Genomic DNA, 14,768 nt, shown 5'->3' with positions numbered 1-14,768 from the left:
TTACAGTGTTGGCCTGGGCCAAAGCGGATACGGTGGCGCGGGACGGTTACGAGCTACTCAACAGGCACCAGGGCAAAACCGGCAGGCAGATCCACCTGAAAATCGTTCGCGCTGAAGACCGCATCAGGCAGCCAATCTCCAAGAACAAGCTCCATGACCGCGCCGTTATGGTTGGCGTGAATCCTGATCAGCCCCGGCATTCGACAATTATCCGATCCGCCTTCGGAGGCCGGCGCATAGTTGTCATACCAGACATCAACCATGATCCGGCCGTCGGCCCCTGCAACCAAATGCCGCAGGATCACCTGTTGCGTCGGATCAAAAAGCACATGCCGCCGGAGCGACTCTCCCCCGGAAGCCTCGCTGGCGTAGGCGAGTTCCAGCCACAGACCGCGCCCTTCCGGATCTTGGGCCACGGAAAAAATCCGCAGCGTTTCAGGAGCCAGTCTGCCTGCAAGCCAAAAAAAACCGTGAGCCGGATCAAAACCCCGGGGAGCATATTTCTTAAAGGCGGCGGCGGTGACCAGCCCCTCATACCCCTTTCCTTCCGGCACCACGACATACCGGAAAAAAGTGCCGTCCGTGGCCAGGAACATCATGGGTTGCCCCAGGGGATTGAGGCCGGTGAATTTCAAATACGAGGGCGCCTTGGCTTGGACAAAACCGGAGATCGTGCCATTCTGCACCAGGGATTTCAACGAAAGCCGCACCTGGGCGTCAAGGCAGCAGGAGCACTCCTGCTGGTGCGCCATGGCTTCGCGGAACCGGGCCACGGCTTCCTGTTGCTGCAACTCACCCAGCGGCCGGGTGGCCGGCAGGGTGGCGCAGCCGCCGGCAAAGAGCAGAAGAACAACAAGCCCCCCCCACAAGGCGCGAAGAAGGGCGCGATTCATTTCGAGCCGCCGGAATGATTATCCCCGGAAGACAAGGACTCCAGCTTGCGGCGAACAACCTCCTTCTTGTTTTCCTCCTCGTGGAGTTCCAGGGCTTTCACATAGGCCTGGCGAGCCTTTGGCCTGTCGTTGTTTTTCAGATAGGCATCGCCAAGATGCTCGTGGATGGTCGGATCCTCGGGGGAGAGCGCCACAGCCAACTCAAGCTCCCGGACCGCGGCCGGAAAATCCCCAAGTTGATAATAGACCCACCCCAGACTGTCGCGGACAAAGCCATCCCTGGGCAACTGGAGAATGGCCTGTTCGATATACGCCTTGGCCTCTTGCAGATTCCTCCCCTCTTCAGCCCAGGTATATCCCACGTAGTTCAGGGCCCGGGCATGCTTCGGCTCGCGCTTCAGCACCTCTTCCATCTCGCGCATGGCTCCGGCCGTGTCATCCAGCTTATGGAGAAACAGGGCGTACTCGTAATGCGCTTCCACATTGTCGGGAAAATCTGCAAAGGCCTTGGTGAACACCCCATGGGCCTTGTCAATCTTCTCTTCGCCCGCGTACAGCATTGCCAGGGCCACATAAAAATTAAGCCGCCGGTGCTGCTTGTCGTCCATGGCCTGCCGCAGCGCCTTTTCCGCCCCGGGGAAATCCTTTTCCTCCTGCAGAATCCTGGCCAGCATGAGAACCGATTCTTCATAGGCCGGGCTGGGCGGGCGTACCTGGCGAAGAAGCTTCTTGGCTCCGGCAAGATCGCCCTGCTGGTAATAGGCCAGAATCAACAGGGCCCTGGCTGCGTCTGACTGGGGATCTTCCTTGAGAAGCGCCTTCAGCCGGGTGACGGCCTCGGGGCGCCTGTCCGCATCAAGAAGAATCCGGGCGATGGCAAGCTCGATCTTGGCCGGATTGGCCGAGATTTCCCGCATTTTTTCCATTTCCGCCAACGCCTTCCCCACCTCGCCCTGCCGGAAATACACATTGGCCAAAAAACTCCTGGCCCGCTCGTCGGCCGGGTCTTCTGCCAGAATCCGGCCGTAGAGGGCAATGGCCTCGGAATACCGCTTTTCCTGCACATACAATTCCGCCGCCTCATGGGCCAGCATCGGCGACCAGTTGAGAGCCAGGGCTTTCTCAAAAGCCGCGGACGCTGCGTCGAAAAGGCGCATCTCCTGATAGAGCTTGGCAAGATAATAAAAACCGGCGTAGGAATCCGGATTGAGCTCCGTCAGTTTTTCCAAAACCTCCCGCGCCTTGCCGTAATTACCAACCCTGGCATACAGCCCGCCCAGCAAGAGACGGACATTGAAGTTTTGCGGATCATCAACCAGGATGGCCTGATATATTTCAATGGCCTCCCCATGCCGCTCCATGATGCTGTAAAGATTGGCAAGAAGCGCCCGGGTTTCCGAATCCTTGGGGTTCAGGGCGATGAGCTTGTTCACCCATTCAACCGCTTGCTCCCGTTGTCCGGTTTTAACAAGCAGCGAAGCGAGGGAGCGCATGACATGGCCAGCCATGCGGTCGCACACCAGGGCCTGTTTGTAAGCGTAGATCGCCTCCTCATAATTCCCCTCAATCTCCGCCGACTTGCCCCACAGAAAATTAAAATACGCGCACCCCTTGTCCACCGCTTCTTCATAGGGTTCGAGTTCCGCGGCAAAGGGCGGCTGCCCAGGCACCCCTTGAATGACCGGGGCGCACGACAGGCAGCAAAGGGCCAAGCCACCGGCAATCAACAGACGCTTCAGCATAACGGTTTCTCCCTGTAGACCCAGAACCCTGAGCCAAGCCATGATTTTCTTTCCCGATGTTTCTTCCGCCGGGGAAACAATCCCCTTCCCGTTCAAAAAAGCTCGACAACGACTGCCATGACCAGGGCATGAACGGCTTGGGCGTCCGCTGTTCCATCAATGCGCCGGATATTGGCCCCGGTGAGGCGGGCAAAGATATCAGCCACCCGGGCCAAGGCCCCTTCCTGCTCAAAATCGTTCAGGGTCTCGCCGCGGAGCTTCTGCACCCGATGCACCCCAAGAGACACAGGCGCCTCAAGCATAATAACCATATCCGGCACCGGCGCAAACAATTCATTTGCCGCGATGATTTTTTGCGGATCATGCCCGGCCGCGCCCTGATAGGCGGCGGTGGAATAATAGTACCGGTCGGTGAGCACCACCTGGCCTTTGGCCAAAGCCGGAGCGATGACCTGCGCCACATGCTCGCGCCGGTCATCGAGGAACAGGGCCAGTTCCTCTTCCGGGGTGACGCTCTTGCGATTTTTATACAACTCTCTGATTTTGCGGCCATACTGCCCATCGGTGGGCTCACGGGTAACAACCACGCTCAAACCGCGTTGGCGCAAGGCCTCGGCCAGCAGCGCGATCTGGGTGGTCTTGCCGGTCCCGTCGATTCCTTCAAAAGCGATGAGTACGCCTTTTCGTTTCATTCCTGAATACCCTTAACAGCTATCAGTTGTCAGCTTGTAGATTGCAGCGTATGGCTTATGGCTTATGGCTTACATCTGCAAGCTTTTTTCTGTTGGCAACAATGACCTCGGCCATGGCAACCGCGGCGGCCAAGCTCGTGGGCTCGGCCACCCCCTGGCCCGCGATATCATAGGCCGTGCCGTGATCCACCGAGGTCCGGACAATGGGCAACCCCAGGGTTACATTCACCCCGTCGCTGAAATGCAGGAGCTTGAAGGGGATCAAACCCTGATCATGGTACATGCAGACCACCGCGTCAAACTGCCCGGCCGCGGCCTTATGAAATACCGTGTCCGGCGGAAAAGGCCCCTCGACCAGCCAACCATCCCGCCGGCCATCCGCCACAGCCGGGACGATAACCCGTTGTTCCTCATCGCCGAACATGCCGCCTTCGCCTGCGTGGGGATTCAATCCCGCCACAGCCAGCCGGGGGTGCTCCACGCCGAAATCATCCCGCAGCGCCCGGCCGGTGATGCTGATCATCCGCAGCACCGACTCCCGGGTAATGGCCCCGGGCACCTCAGCCAGGGGTTGATGGATGGAGACCAGGGTGACCTTAAGCGTGGCGCCCGCCATCATCATGGCATAGTCCTGCGCCTGGCAAAGCTCGGCCAACATCTCGGTATGGCCGGGAAACCGGTAGCCACCGGCCTTGAGCGCCCCCTTGCTGATGGGGCAGGTCACCAGCCCGGCCAGGTGGTCGCCCTGGACAAGCCGCACCGCTTCTTCGATATAACGCCCCATGGCCCGGCCGGTTTCAGGGGTGGGGTTTCCCCAGCACAGTCCTTCGCCGAGATCGGACAGGGAAAGCACATTGATCGCCTTGGGCAGGCGGGGCGCACCAGGCTGCCATTCCACCACCGGGATCCCGATGCCAAGAGCGGCGCCGCAGCGGCGCAATACCCCTCCATCGCCGATGACCACCGGCCACCCGGCAGAACCACCCCGGGCAAAAAAGCGCAGGATAATCTCCGGCCCGATGCCCACCGGACAGCCCATGGTAATGCCCAGGGGAAGGGATTTTGCCTCAGCTCCAGGTTGCACCGTCATTCTCCATAGCTCAGATCAAAGGCGTTTTTCACCAGCTCAAACACCGGCTCAGCCTCGCCGGCAATGGTAATGGCCACCACGTCAAAACGGGCCGGATGCGCCTCCCTGCCTGTCTCGGCCAGATACTGCAAGGCGGCCTTGGAAATCTGCCTCCACTTGGCCGGAGTCACCGCCTCAAAGGGATGGCCGCACTGATGGCCGCGCCGGGTCTTCACCTCGACAAACGCCAGGGTTCCCTGATCCTCGGCTACAATGTCGATCTCCCCCAGCTTGGTCCGATAATTCTTCACAAGAATCCGATAGCCCAGCCGGGCAAGATATTGGCAGGCAAGCGATTCCCCTTGCTGCCCGACGGAGGCCGGGCCCGCGGCCTTCAGCTTGCCGAACAATCGCGCACCGGCTTGAAGCTCAAGCGATGGATGGGACAGGGTCCGATTTCCCGGATAATCCGGCGATGCTCGGCAGTGGGATACCCCTTGTGCCTGGCGAAGTTATACTGGGGGTATTCAAGATGGAACTGCTCCATGATCGCATCCCGGGTCACCTTGGCGACAATGGAAGCGGCGGAGATGGAGGCGCTGCGCGAGTCGCCTTTGACCAAGGCCTGTTGCGCCACGGCCATGGGCACGGTGAATTTGCCGTCAACCAGCAGGAAGTCAGGCAGGGAAGGAAGCGTTTCCACCGCCTTTCGCATGGCCAGCAAAGAGGCTTGCAGTATATTGAGCCGGTCGATCTCCTCCGCGGAAACAATTCCCACTCCGATTCCGGCCCCGAGGGCAACAAGCCGATGCGCCAACGCCTCGCGGGTTTTGGCGCTCAATTTTTTTGAATCCTGAAATTGCTGATACTCGCAGCGGGGCGGAAGAATGACGCAGGCGGCCACCACCGGCCCGGCCAGCGGGCCGCGTCCTGCTTCGTCGGTCCCGGCCACGGTGGCGTAGCCCTGGCTGATCAGAGATCGTTCAATGGCAAAGGTGTCGCCAGCCAGGGAAGCTGGCCACAGTGTTATCGCCTTGGGCAAGACGCACCACCTTGTGATGACCCGAAAGAACCACGAATAAAAGGGCCACGGTTACCCGTGGCCCAGCAATGGCGAAGCGAGACAAATCCCGGAGCACAGGCGCATATGGCCTTTCCTGCTCCGGGCAATGCGCAATGGCTAGTTGATGCCTTTTTCCCTGATTCTCGCTGCCTTGCCGCGCAGGTTGCGCAGGTAGTACAGACGCGAACGACGGACTCGGCCCTCGCTCACCAGTTCGATCTTGTCGACCCTGGGAGAACACAAGGGGAAGGTTTTCTCCACGCCGATCCCATGGGAGATCTTGCGGACGGTGACGCTGGCCCCCATGACCCCTTTGCGGCGGCGGATAACAACCCCCTGAAAAAGCTGGGTCCTTTCCTTGTTGCCTTCGATGATCCGGATATGCACTTTCACGGTATCGCCGGGACGAAAGTCCGGCATGTCATGCCGCATATTCTCTTGTTCCATCTGCTCAATGATGTTCATAGTTTTTCCTCTTTCAACCCTTTATGAGAACGGATTCCACTGGGCCATTATACACGCCCACACTGTTTTTTCAATGCTTACCTAACACTCGGTCCAGAACGATGGCCGCAGCCGACCGGACAGAGAGATGATTATATTCGCCATATCCGACAATGGGAGGCAGCAGCGCATCGACATCGGCAAAAACTTCCGGCGTCATGCCCCAGCCGGTGCCAAACAAGATCAGATGCGGCTCCCCGGCAAAAATCCGCTGCCGCGCTTCCACGTAATCCAGTTGGTTGACGTGCGGCTTGGCGCTGGTGGCAAGGACTGTTGGTCTTTGCTGCCATTTCGCCTTCACCAGTTCGTACATCTCTGCCAGATCGGTGCAAACCCGCACCAGAGCCAGGGCGTCCTTGCGTTTCGGGTTATATGTCGCCCCGTGCCCTGTCTGCCAGTGCGCCAGAATATCCCTGACCAGCGCCTGCTGGTCCGCAAAAGGAGTGACAATGTACAGGGTGTCGATGCCAAAGGTCCTGCCTGCCCTGGCAATATCATGCAGGTCCAGATTGGTCACCGCCGAGCCGATGGTCTCGCCGTTCTTGTTACAGACCGGATAATGGACCAGGGCCAGATCGAGCCGCAGCACGGGTTGCTCCGGGCCGTCGTTCACAACTGGCCGCAACATCGGAAAGCAGTCATCGGCATAAGGAGCCGTAACGAAATGGTCTCTGCCATAATTATTTCGTAACGGCTCCTAAACATTGCCCATCGTGTTGAATGACTAATTTTCCGGCCGGCTCTTCCAACCGCTCTCCCGCAGCCTGGCAAGAAGTCCCTGCCGCTGTAAAATCTTTAACTCGCCGGGGCTAAAACGCATCCTGGCAACAAGATCCGGCCGTTTGGCCAAGGTTCGCTCAACCGCGGCAATGAGCCGCCACTGGGCCACTGCCCCGTGATCCCCGGAAAAAAGCACCTCCGGCGCTGCTACGCCCTCAAAAAGCCTGGGCCGCGTATACTGCGGATACTTGAGCCCGCCCCGGCTGAAGGTGTCATAGTCCGCGGAATCGGCACATCCCAAAACCCCCGGCCTCAGCCTGGTGATGGAATCGATGAGGACCATGGCCGCCAATTCCCCACCGGTGAGGATATAGTCGCCGATGGAGATTTCCTCGTCCACATAGCGGGCGGCAAAGCGTTCATCCACCCCTTCATAGCGCCCGCACACCAGAAGCAACCGCGCCTGCCCGGCCAGCTCTTGGGCAACACTCTGCGAATAGGGCCGCCCCTGGGGGCTCAGGAGGATCACCCTCCCCGGCTGCGGGGCCATCTCCTGCACCGCCTGCACCGCAGCGGCAAGAGGTTCCGGCTTCATCACCATGCCTTCCCCGCCACCAAAGGGGCGGTCATCGGTCATGGCATGCTTGTCCAGCGCATACTCCCGGATATTGTGGCAGAAAACTCCTATCTGCCCGGCTTCCTGGGCCCTGCGGATTATCCCCTCCTTGAGCGGAGAATCCAGCAACTCCGGAAAAATCGTCAGTACGTCAAATCGGATAGTCTCGCCCACGGCTGCTTCAGCTTGCATCGCCCGGCGTCCCACCCGCGTTCATTTCCAGCAAGCCCGGAGGCGGCGTGACCACCAGGGAGTTGCCATCCGGCGCAAGCCCGGCAACACAGGCATCAATCGCCGGGATCAGATACTCGGCTCCCCCTCCGGTAATCACCAGAATATCATGGGCAGGGGTGGCCAGAAGCGAGGTGATCCGGCCAAGCTCCCGCCCTCCGTCGCTTATCACCGGCAACCCAACCAGCTCATGCCAGTAAAAGGTCTCCGGCCCACGGCTCGGCAGAAGTTCCCGGTCAATCCGCACTTCCCAGCCGCGCAACGCTTCGGCCGCGCTTCTGCCGGAAAGGCCGGCAAGCTCAAGGAGTACGAGATTCCCCAAGGGGCGGCTCTTCTCGACCGCATACGATCGTGTAAGGCCATGACCCGTTTCAACCAGGGTCAACAGCGTATAGCCGCGAAAATCATCGGGATTGCCGGAAAAAGGGTAGACCTTGAGTTCACCCTTGATGCCATGGGCCTTGACAACCTTGCCCACCGCTATCTGCCCATCATGGGCAACCCCGACATCAAGGATTTCCAAAAATCCTACTCCACTATCTCGAGGCGAGCCTTGCGGTTATCCTTGCCTGCGGTGGCGGAAAGCAGCGAACGGATGGCCCTGGCGGTCCGCCCCTGTTTTCCGATCACCTTGCCAAGATCCTCCTTGGCTACCCGCAACTCAAGGACAACGGCGCCATCGCCTTCCGTTTCGGTAACCTGGACGGAAGCGGGATCATCCACCAATGCAGTGGCTATGAATGCGACCAGATCCTTCATGGATTCTTATTCCGCCACTTTGGCGGTCTTGGCCAGCAAGCTCTTCACCGTATCGGAAGGCAGGGCGCCCTTGTCGAGCCAGACCTGAATCCGGTCCTGCTTGACAATAACCTCGGCGGGCTGCTTGCAAGGGTCGTAGGTGCCGACCACTTCAAGAAACTGCCCGTCGCGGCACGCCTCGGCGTTGGCTACGACAATGCGGTAAAAAGGTTTCTTCTTGCGGCCCATTCTGGTCAAACGAATCCGTACTGCCATGTAATGTTTCCTCCTGTGGGTTATTCAACTTTTTTTGACAGACCACCCATGGGCGTCCTGTGCGTATTCTCATATAAAGACGGACCTACCGGAACAGCCCCTTGGGCCGTTTCTTTTTCTTCGGCCCGCCGACAAAGGCGCCCAGTCCGCCGGGCTTGCCGCTCATCTGCTTCATCATCTTGAGCATTTCCGTGTAGCTCTTGATGACCTTGTTCACGTCCTGCACCGTGGTGCCGCTCCCCTTGGCGATGCGCGTCCTGCGGTTCGCGTTGAGGATGGCGTGGTTGCGGCGCTCCTTGATGGTCATGGAGTTGATGACCGCCTCCACCTTGACCAATTCCTTTTCGTCGGGCTTGGGCATGTCCTTGAGCTGCTTGATCCGGCTCATTCCCGGAATCATGCCCATGATCTGCTCCAGGCTGCCCATCTTCTTGATCTGCTGGATCTGCTCAAGAAAATCCTCCAGGGAAAACCCCTCTTTCTTGAGCTTCTTGGCGAGCTTTTCCGCCTTGTCCTTATCAACAACGGCCTCGGCCTTTTCGATCAGGGTGAGCACATCGCCCATGCCCAAAATCCGGGAGGCAACGCGGTCCGGATGGAACGGCTCCAGGGCGTCGAGCCCTTCGCCCATGCCGACAAACTTGATGGGCCGCTGGGTCACCTTCTTGATGGACAGGGCCGCGCCGCCGCGGGCATCGCCATCCATCTTGGTCAGGACCACGCCGCTGATGGCAAGATCCAGATTAAATTTTTCAGCAACCGTCACCGCGTCCTGGCCGGTCATGGCATCGGCCACGAACAGGATCTCGGCGGGCTCAACCGCGTCCTTGATCCGGGCCAGCTCAGCCATGAGCTCCTGATCCACATGAAGCCGGCCGGCGGTGTCGATAATCAGTGTATCATAGCCACCGCTCTGGGCGGCATGCACAGCCTGGCGGCAAATAGCCACCGGATCTTGATCGGTGCTGGAAGGATGCACCTCCACTCCGAGGCTTTTGCCCAGAATGGTCAACTGGTCAATGGCCGCAGGCCGGTAGACGTCGGCAGGCACCAGGTACGGCTTGCGCCCCTTGCCCTGCAGCAGCTTGGCCAGCTTGCCGGAGGTGGTGGTCTTACCGGAACCCTGCAGACCCACCATCATAATAACTACGGGCTGACGGCCACTGAGATTGAGGGTGGCGGTCTGTCCGCCCAACAACTCAACCAACTGGTCGTGAACAACCTTGACCACCTGCTGGCCAGGGGCCAGGGAACCGACAACCTCCTGGCCGATCGCCTTTTCGGCGACAGTGGCGACAAACTCCTTGGCAACCTTGAAATTGACGTCGGCCTCCAGCAGGGCCATGCGCACTTCGCGCAGCGCCTCCTGGATGTTTTCCTCGGTCAGCCTGCCGTGGCCGCGAAGCTGTTTAAAAACATCATGTAATCGGTCTGAAAGCGACTCAAACATTTCTATCAATCACTCAAGCAGCCTGCGGGAAAGCCCGGTAGCCGCGATAATTCCTGAAAAAAGACACACCTCACCCTCTCCGGGCCGGAAAACGGACAAAGATACTGTGCCAAAGCCAGGTTGTCAAGCAACAAATCTGCGCGGAAAATCCATCGCAAGGGAGACGATACTATTGCAGGCGGCTGGTTGGCGCGGGAACAGGTAATGTCCTCGGAATTCACTCAGTGGCCAATGACCAGAAGTCTGCTATGCCATAATGCGCCCGACAGATCACGGACTTCAGATCAACTGGAGAATTTGATTCAGAAGCGCGCATACTTCGGCGAAGCGGGCGTCCGCCACTTTGGCGGCGGGGTGGGGAGTGGCCTGACGGGCGCGCCAGTCGAAAGATTTTGGCTGATGGCAAAGCACATAGCTGGTTTTGTTGACGCCGGCTTTGGGGACCGGGCCAACGGCGACCGCGAAGGGGTTATCGGCGTTATATTCCGCGGTGGTCATGGGCAGGCCGATAACCAGGGAGGTGCGGTCATTGAACTCCCGGGGAGAAAGAACCAAAAAAGGATGGATGTCGCGCATTTCGCGGCCAGCCTGGGGATTGCAGTCGATCCAGATGATCTCCTGACGGCCCGGCACCCACCCGCGTTTTGCCGCTACCATTTTTCGGCCCCAAGCTTTTCCGTGCCCTGCATCACCTCCCCGCCGTGGTGTTCCGGCTTGTAACGCTCCAGCCGTTGCTTGAGGGTGAGGGTGGCATCCTGGATCGGAGAAATAATGACCTTGCCTTCCTCCACCGTTACCCGCACCTGTTGATCCTCGTACAAATGCGCCTCGCGTGCCACGGCGGCGGGCAGACGGACGCCAAGACTGTTACCCCAGTGCTTGATATTGAGTATCGCTTCGGCCATTGTGTTGCCTCCAGTATAAAGTTTACACAAAGTATAAACATACCCAAGGATGGACGCAACGTGTTTTTAGCTCAGGGGGCAATCGTGGCGGTGAGTTTGAGTCCCCAAGGCCCTGTATACCCGCTGGAAGACGACAGGCAAAATGATTGAGCACCCAGGAGGCAAATTGGCCTTGGGTCACGCCCAGTTCACCAGCTTCAATCCCGGTATTCTGCGAAAATGCTTCTGATTGTTTGAGACCAGGGTGAGGTTACGGGCAAGCGCGGTAGCGGCGATTATCAGATCCAGGTCGGCAAGCCGCAAGCCCTGAACCTCCAGGGTGGCCTTCATTTTTCCGAATGCTTCCACCGTTTCCGGGCCTGGCGGCAAAAGGGGGAAAGCGCTCTCAATGGTCTTGAGCTTGGCCAGATTTGCATCGACATTCTGCGACTTGTAAGCGCCATAGTACAGCTCCATCATGGTGATGGTGCTGAGATACAGAGGCTCGTGCACATGAATGCGCAGGTTCTCCGCCACCCCGCCCTGCCCCTTCAGAGAATAGATCACCGTGTCGGTGTCGAGAAGAAACATTACAGCCCCCCTGCAAGCCGCTGGCTGTTTTTACGGGCATTTTTGATTTCGGCGACAATCTCACCGGCTGGCCTGGAGTCTTCCCATGAACCGGACAATTGCAGCAGCACCTCGGCCGGAGACGGCATGGCACGGCAAGTCTTCTGCGAAGAAAGATGCGCCTTGACCAGAAAGATGATCTCCTGACTCACCGATCTGTTTTCCGCCGTTGCCAGTCTTTTCAGTTGTTCGTACAGACCGTCATCAATCCCTTTTACTTGCAGGTTTGCCATGGCTTCCTCCGTTGCGTTACGCGCACAGTTCTTTCATGAAATAGTAATATTTTATCATGATTTGGACAAGCAAAAAAATCGCGGGCTCCAAGATACAGGCGATAAAACCGGCTTGGTCGTTACTGAAGGCGGGGGGGCAAAGAGGACGAATTTCGGCGGCATAATACTTTGATTTGATAATTAAGTAAGGCGTCTCCCGGAATTTGGATTATCATTGAACAGCAACGCGACGAGGTGCGATCACATGAAAAAACTAAAAAACATACATCCCGGCGAAATCCTGCTTGAGGAATTTCTCAAACCGATGCAGATCAGCCAAAATGGATTGGCCCGCGCCATCGGCGTGCCGCCGCGCCGCATCAATGAAATTGTCCTGGGGAGGCGTTCCGTGACGGCGGATACCGCTCTTCGTCTGGCCCAGGCATTTGGAACCTCGGTCCAGTTCTGGATGGGCTTGCAGGATGAATATGCAGTGCGGGAGGCCGCCAGGGAGGCCATCGCCCAGCAACTCGCCAACATCCAGCCTCTGGCTGCCTGAAAGCTGTACCGAATAATTAAGTAAGACGTCCCCCGGAATTATCCATCACCGCGGCATCAGCGCGAACACGCCCCAGCCCAGGTATTCACGGGTGTAAGCGGCGTAGCGCTCGGGTTCCGAGGTCAGTTTGGCTCGAACCTCTTTGGCTAACTCGTCGCCGGGATTGGCTTCAAGCCATCGGCGCATGGTGAGCCATTTAGCCGCCTCGTATCTGTCCCAGCCGTCTTGATCAGCCAGAACCATTTCCACGACGTCGTAGCCAAGGTGGCAGAAAGAGGCGAGAAGTTCCGGAAGCAGGAGAAAATCGGAGATTGAGTTGGCAAGACACCCCTTGGCAACATCTTCCGTCGGCGGCAACTGCCGCCAAAAGGGCTCGCCGATGAGGATGATCCCTCCGGTGCGCAGGCTCCGCGCCAGAAGCTCGATAGTGCCGGCGACTCCCCCACCGATCCAAGTGGCGCCGACACAGGCTGCCACACCGACCTTCTCGTCAGAGACATAGCCGGCAGCATCGCCATGGATGAACGTGACTTGATCGGCGACGCCGAGTTCTTCAGCACGGAGTTTCGCTTGCTCGGTGAACAACTGGCTCATGTCGATACCGATGCCGATGACGCCGTGATCGCGTGCCCAGGTGCACAGCATCTCCCCCGAACCACTGCCGAGGTCGAGCACCCGGGCCCCCGATTCCAGACGCAGCGCCGCGCCGAGCGTGGCGAGCTTTTCGGGTGTGATCGGGTTGTGGATGCGGTGAGCGCCTTCAGTGATGTTGAATATCCGTGGAATGTCCATTGTGGAAAATTTCCTTACGGGTGTGAAAGATTCCCGCTTTCTGGGGTCTGCATCTTCTGGGGTCAAATCTTTGTTTGCCACTAGAAAAGAGACGAGTGTGGATCAAGAATAAAAATTTGGCCCCTTAGTTGCCGCTAGTTTTCCTTATTACGCGAAACGGCTTTTCAGGTTCTTCAGTTGCGGGAGAAGGAGAGGGATGTCCTGCTCGATGATGTTCCACAGGATGTCGTTGTCGATGCCGAGATAGGCATGGATCAACCGGTTGCGGGTAGCGATAATCTGGCGCCAGGGGATCTCGGACGCGGATTCGCGGATTTCAGCGGGAATGCGGGAGGCCGCCTCGCCAAGCAGCTCAAGGTTCCGCGCCGTGGCGTCATAGGTAAGGCCGCTTAAGACGAAACCCGGCTGATCAAGTCCTGCCGTGTAGGCAAGCACCTTTTCGGCAAAATCGATCATGTCGTCCAGATAAAATCGCCATTCCCGTTCAGACACTGATCGCCTCCCGCTCAATGAACGGCCGCAGTTCCGGGCGCAAAGCCTTTTCGGTAACCAGGTCCACCGAGTAACCCAGAGCGTCTTCAAGATAAAACTGCACCCCGAAATAGCGTTGCGAAGTAGCCGGGCCATCGAAGGCAACCAACACATCCACATCGCTGTCCGGACGCACTTCATCACGGGCCAGGGAACCGAACAAAACCAGCCGGACAACCCCGAAGCGTTTCGCCAGTTCGGGTTTGGCCCTGGCAAGCACCCGCAAGGCATCGCTGCGTTTCATAATTACACCTCCTCGGCCTGTAATGTCTCCGCCTGAAATAAGGTAACAGGGTCAGGGACAAGCGTCAAGCAAACGGGGGACGGGAAACGCCTCCTGCAACTTGACCCCCTTATCCGAACCAAGGGAGCCGCAACTTTTCTATAAGCATGATTTTGACAGAGAAAACCAAGGATTAAGCGAAGAAAGCACTTACTTTTTGGAAGATTATACTGAGATATCAGACAAGTAGCTTGGTCAACCCCGTTCCACTTTAATGGCAAGTGCCAAGAATAAAGATTGACCCCTTAGTTGCCCTCACATCGCTGTCCGGACGCACTTCATCGCGGGCCATGGAACCGAACAAAACCAGCCGGACAACCCCGAAGCGTTTCGCCAATTCGGGTTTGGCCCTGGCAAGCACCCGCAAGGCATCGCTGCGTTTCATAATTACACCTCCTCGGCCTGTAATGTCTCCGCCTGAAATAAGGTAACAGGGTCAGGGACAAGCGTCAAGCAAACGGGGGCCGGGTAACGCCTCCTGCAACCAGAACCCCTCATCCGAACCAAGGGAGCCGCAACTCTTCTATAAGCATGATTTTGGCAGAGAAAAACAAGGATTAAGCGAAGAAAGCACTTACTTTTGGGAAGATTATACTGAGTTATCAGACAAGTAGCTTGGCCCGACCCCGTTCCATGGCAGGATTTTCATTGTTGGGTCTGGAGAATGTCCGAAAGTCAAGCCTGACCCCGGCGCCATCCCGGGAGATTAGGTATTACGTCACCGGAATTTGTTAGCCGGCCCGGAGGGTGTAAAAAGGATTGTGTAAATGGCCATTCCGGGGGTAGAAAAGTTCGCCCCCAACCAAGGAGAGAGATATGGCCATTTCCAAAGAAGTGCTTGACCAACTGATTGCCGATTACAAAAAGCCGGAAGACCTGATCG

General features: G+C 57.9%; 22 protein-coding genes. 1 reads left to right on the top strand and 21 read right to left on the bottom strand.

All coding sequences use genetic code 11. The annotated features are described in order from the left end of the window. Positions 1-53: 53 nt before the first annotated feature. The 17 genes from MWR57_RS09730 to MWR57_RS09650 form a co-directional block, all read right to left on the bottom strand. On the bottom strand, positions 54-893 hold the full coding sequence (locus MWR57_RS09730; RefSeq protein ID WP_423124621.1) for a hypothetical protein: 840 nt from the start codon (positions 891-893) through the stop codon (positions 54-56). Further along, on the bottom strand, positions 890-2,677 hold the full coding sequence (locus MWR57_RS09725) for a tetratricopeptide repeat protein (protein ID WP_423124620.1): 1,788 nt from the start codon (positions 2,675-2,677) through the stop codon (positions 890-892). Before MWR57_RS09725 ends, MWR57_RS09730 begins: the two co-directional genes overlap by 4 nt. 50 nt (positions 2,678-2,727) lie before the next feature. Further along, the gene (gene tmk / locus MWR57_RS09720) at positions 2,728-3,327 is read right to left on the bottom strand and encodes a dTMP kinase (protein WP_423124619.1); all 600 of its coding nucleotides are present in this window, start codon (positions 3,325-3,327) and stop codon (positions 2,728-2,730) included. Positions 3,328-3,382: 55 nt separating this feature from the next. Then, positions 3,383-4,417 (bottom strand): 4-hydroxythreonine-4-phosphate dehydrogenase PdxA, encoded by a 1,035-nt coding sequence (pdxA, locus tag MWR57_RS09715; protein ID WP_479723967.1) that lies wholly within the window; start codon positions 4,415-4,417, stop codon positions 3,383-3,385. Further along, entirely contained in the window at positions 4,414-4,806 is a 393-nt protein-coding gene (locus MWR57_RS09710; protein WP_423124617.1) for a YraN family protein, read from the bottom strand. The genes pdxA and MWR57_RS09710 overlap by 4 nt, the downstream gene beginning before the upstream one ends. Continuing rightward, complete coding sequence (locus MWR57_RS09705) at positions 4,791-5,438, bottom strand: ribonuclease HII (RefSeq protein WP_423124616.1); 648 nt, start codon at positions 5,436-5,438, stop codon at positions 4,791-4,793. Before MWR57_RS09705 ends, MWR57_RS09710 begins: the two co-directional genes overlap by 16 nt. A 138-nt stretch (positions 5,439-5,576) precedes the next feature. Continuing rightward, on the bottom strand, positions 5,577-5,924 hold the full coding sequence (rplS, locus tag MWR57_RS09700; protein WP_423124615.1) for a 50S ribosomal protein L19: 348 nt from the start codon (positions 5,922-5,924) through the stop codon (positions 5,577-5,579). Between the two features lie 70 nt (positions 5,925-5,994). Further along, on the bottom strand, positions 5,995-6,591 hold the full coding sequence (locus MWR57_RS09695) for an RNA methyltransferase (protein ID WP_423124614.1): 597 nt from the start codon (positions 6,589-6,591) through the stop codon (positions 5,995-5,997). A gap of 96 nt (positions 6,592-6,687) precedes the next feature. After that, on the bottom strand, positions 6,688-7,461 hold the full coding sequence (gene trmD / locus MWR57_RS09690) for a tRNA (guanosine(37)-N1)-methyltransferase TrmD (RefSeq protein ID WP_479723969.1): 774 nt from the start codon (positions 7,459-7,461) through the stop codon (positions 6,688-6,690). A 19-nt stretch (positions 7,462-7,480) separates the two neighbouring features. Continuing rightward, entirely contained in the window at positions 7,481-8,053 is a 573-nt protein-coding gene (gene rimM, locus MWR57_RS09685; RefSeq protein WP_423124612.1) for a ribosome maturation factor RimM, read from the bottom strand. A gap of 5 nt (positions 8,054-8,058) precedes the next feature. After that, the gene (locus MWR57_RS09680; RefSeq protein WP_423124611.1) at positions 8,059-8,289 is read right to left on the bottom strand and encodes a KH domain-containing protein; all 231 of its coding nucleotides are present in this window, start codon (positions 8,287-8,289) and stop codon (positions 8,059-8,061) included. A 6-nt stretch (positions 8,290-8,295) separates the two neighbouring features. Then, on the bottom strand, positions 8,296-8,544 hold the full coding sequence (rpsP, locus tag MWR57_RS09675; protein ID WP_423124610.1) for a 30S ribosomal protein S16: 249 nt from the start codon (positions 8,542-8,544) through the stop codon (positions 8,296-8,298). Positions 8,545-8,629: 85 nt separating this feature from the next. Beyond that, positions 8,630-9,994 (bottom strand): signal recognition particle protein, encoded by a 1,365-nt coding sequence (ffh, locus tag MWR57_RS09670; protein ID WP_423124609.1) that lies wholly within the window; start codon positions 9,992-9,994, stop codon positions 8,630-8,632. A gap of 279 nt (positions 9,995-10,273) precedes the next feature. Further along, the gene (locus tag MWR57_RS09665) at positions 10,274-10,651 is read right to left on the bottom strand and encodes a type II toxin-antitoxin system PemK/MazF family toxin (protein WP_423124608.1); all 378 of its coding nucleotides are present in this window, start codon (positions 10,649-10,651) and stop codon (positions 10,274-10,276) included. Beyond that, positions 10,645-10,899 carry an AbrB/MazE/SpoVT family DNA-binding domain-containing protein gene (locus MWR57_RS09660; RefSeq protein ID WP_423124607.1) on the bottom strand — a complete coding sequence of 85 codons (255 nt, stop codon included), beginning with the start codon at positions 10,897-10,899 and terminating at the stop codon, positions 10,645-10,647. Before MWR57_RS09660 ends, MWR57_RS09665 begins: the two co-directional genes overlap by 7 nt. A 177-nt stretch (positions 10,900-11,076) precedes the next feature. Further along, positions 11,077-11,469: a type II toxin-antitoxin system VapC family toxin gene (locus MWR57_RS09655; protein ID WP_423124606.1), complete on the bottom strand. Its 393-nt coding sequence runs from the start codon at positions 11,467-11,469 to the stop codon at positions 11,077-11,079. Beyond that, positions 11,469-11,741 carry a hypothetical protein gene (locus MWR57_RS09650; protein ID WP_423124605.1) on the bottom strand — a complete coding sequence of 91 codons (273 nt, stop codon included), beginning with the start codon at positions 11,739-11,741 and terminating at the stop codon, positions 11,469-11,471. Before MWR57_RS09650 ends, MWR57_RS09655 begins: the two co-directional genes overlap by 1 nt. Positions 11,742-11,985: 244 nt before the next feature. Here MWR57_RS09650 and MWR57_RS09645 point away from each other — a divergent pair, with 244 nt between their 5' ends. Then, positions 11,986-12,279, top strand: coding sequence for a HigA family addiction module antitoxin (locus MWR57_RS09645; protein WP_423124604.1), 294 nt, complete (start codon positions 11,986-11,988; stop codon positions 12,277-12,279). Between the two features lie 45 nt (positions 12,280-12,324). Here the strand turns inward: MWR57_RS09645 and MWR57_RS09640 are convergent, their stop codons facing one another. The 4 genes from MWR57_RS09640 to MWR57_RS09625 all read right to left on the bottom strand — a co-directional run bounded on the left by MWR57_RS09640 (position 12,325) and on the right by MWR57_RS09625 (position 14,270). After that, a complete protein-coding gene (locus MWR57_RS09640) occupies positions 12,325-13,071 on the bottom strand; it encodes an SAM-dependent methyltransferase (RefSeq protein WP_423124603.1) in 747 nt (248 codons plus the stop codon). Positions 13,072-13,218: 147 nt separating this feature from the next. Continuing rightward, entirely contained in the window at positions 13,219-13,527 is a 309-nt protein-coding gene (locus MWR57_RS09635) for a HepT-like ribonuclease domain-containing protein (RefSeq protein ID WP_479723968.1), read from the bottom strand. A gap of 28 nt (positions 13,528-13,555) precedes the next feature. Continuing rightward, positions 13,556-13,846, bottom strand: coding sequence for a nucleotidyltransferase family protein (locus tag MWR57_RS09630; RefSeq protein ID WP_423124601.1), 291 nt, complete (start codon positions 13,844-13,846; stop codon positions 13,556-13,558). A gap of 250 nt (positions 13,847-14,096) precedes the next feature. Next, positions 14,097-14,270, bottom strand: a complete 174-nt coding sequence (locus MWR57_RS09625) for a nucleotidyltransferase family protein (protein WP_423124600.1) — start codon at positions 14,268-14,270, stop codon at positions 14,097-14,099. Between the last annotated feature and the right edge of the window lie 498 nt (positions 14,271-14,768).

Origin of the sequence: Hydrosulfovibrio ferrireducens (assembly GCF_046883345.1) — a bacterium.
Taxonomy (GTDB): Bacteria; Desulfobacterota; Desulfobulbia; order Desulfobulbales; family Desulfurivibrionaceae; genus Thiovibrio; species Thiovibrio ferrireducens.
Note: the sequence above shows the minus strand (reverse complement) of the source record. Positions and strands in the feature narration are given on the sequence as shown.